This is a genomic window from Frankia sp. CcWB2 (assembly GCF_977927585.1).
Genome location: NZ_CDWRCM010000007.1, coordinates 13,620 through 15,457 on the forward strand (window position 1 = coordinate 13,620; position 1,838 = coordinate 15,457).

Here is a 1,838-nt window from a genome sequence, read left to right on the forward strand (position 1 = left end):
TGCGGAGGGTTCGAAACGCGCAAGTTATTTCATTTCGACTCCTTGAATGATACGGGTTGATAGGTACTGTCTTTTCCGGACTATCTACCACATAGGGGACGTAATGAAGTAACAAATACGTGATCGAGAGCATCATCGCAGGTCACAGGCCTGTGGAGGGTTCGAAACGCGCAAGTTATTTCATCTCGACTCCATAGCTGTCTTACGCCTACAGTCCTCTCCAGCCGACCCATGGAGATGGGTCGACGAGGCCGGGAGGTGTTGCCCGCCGACCCACCCGTCCCACAACGCCCGCGAGCCGCCACAGAAGGCGACAGTGCTGCTACTCTGCGCTGTCGTGACGTCACAGAGTGCAGACCAGGAGCGCGAGGGGCGGGCGGGCGCGGCACGCCTCCGACCACTCCCGCCGACGGATGTACCCGGCGCCACCCGAGCCCGCCCACGCCCGCCCGCGCGATCGAGGCTCGCCGTCGCGATCCTGCTGACGGCGGGCGTCGCGCTGGCACCCGCGGCCCTTCCGGCCAGCCCCGCCCAGGCGGCGTCGGCCACCGGGCGAGGGAGCGCGCCGATCGCCGCCACGTACCCGGGATCCACCGCGGGACAGCTCCTCTCGGCGCCGGGGGCGGTGACCCTCGCCGAGCAGCGCGAGGTCGAACGGTACTGGAGCGCGGAGCGGCGGGCCCGAGCCTTCGGGGCCCGCACGAACGACCATGCCGATGCCGCCCCCCTCAGTCCCGGGCCGGCCCCGCCTGCCGTCGGCGGCTCCGAAACGGCCGCGAGCGGCGCTCCCCCGCCCCCGAGCGCCGGAATGCCCTACACCCGGGGCGGGCTGGTGACCACGACCACCGGCCGGTTGTTCGCCACCATCGGCGGCGGTGACTACGCCTGCTCCGCGAGCGTCGTGTCCAGCCCCAGTCGTGACCTCGTAGTCACCGCGGGGCACTGCGTGCACGGCGGTACCGGGGAACAGTTCGCGCGGAACGTCATCTTCATCCCCGGGTTCGACAACGGCGCGATGCCCTACGGCATCTGGACCGCCCGCCGGCTCACCGTGACGTCCGGTTGGGCCCATCGGGGCGACTTCGACGTCGACACCGGCTTTGCCCTGTTCAACCCGTCCCCGTCCCGCGGCCGTCATCTCGAGGACACGGTCGGGTCCCAGGGCATCGCCTTCGATCTTCCGGGGACGTATCCGCAGTACACCTTCGGCTACCCGCGGCTGCCCCCCTACGACGGCAGCCAGCTCGTCTACTGCGCCGGCCCCGGCTTCGGCGACCCCTACGGCAGCCCGTCGATCGGCGTCGCCTGCCGCATGACGGCCGGCGCCAGCGGCGGGCCACTGCTCACCGGCCTCGGCCGGCTCGGTTCCGGGCACGGCTGGGTCAACGGGGTGATCAGCTACGCCTATGCCGGAGTCAACGACAAGCTATACGGAACTCACTTCGGCGACGTGGTGAAGTCACTCTACTATCAGTCCTACCGGCTCTAGCGGATCGCCGTCCCCCGGGATATCGCCGTCCCCCGGGATACAGCCGGCTGACGACGATCGATACCTTCTGTGCATGCCGCATTCGGGCAGCTTCGGGCTCCTCCTGACCGTGCACGTCGTCGTCGGGGTCTTCGTCATCGGTCCACTGACACTGATCACCGTGGTCACCCCGCGCCTGCTGCGGTTGGGGGCCGGCGCCCTGCCGATCCTGCGCCTGTGCGTGCGGATGATCCGGGCCCTCACGCTCGCCTCACTGCTCATCGTCGTGACGGGCCTCGGGCTGGTGAATCAGGGATCATTCGGCAGCGTGCGGTCGCTGGGCGACCCCTGGCTGTCGGGTGCCCTCGTG

1 protein-coding gene and 1 pseudogene are annotated in these 1,838 nt (G+C 69.1%); both read left to right on the forward strand.

Translation table 11 applies throughout. From position 1 onward, the window contains the following. Nucleotides 1-316: 316 nt before the first annotated feature. Nucleotides 317-1,489: a trypsin-like serine peptidase gene (locus ACY45C_RS01880; RefSeq protein ID WP_462185946.1), complete on the forward strand. Its 1,173-nt coding sequence runs from the start codon at nt 317-319 to the stop codon at nt 1,487-1,489. A 73-nt stretch (nt 1,490-1,562) separates the two neighbouring features. Beyond that, nucleotides 1,563-1,838, forward strand: a pseudogene (locus ACY45C_RS01885) (hypothetical protein); the annotation flags it as partial.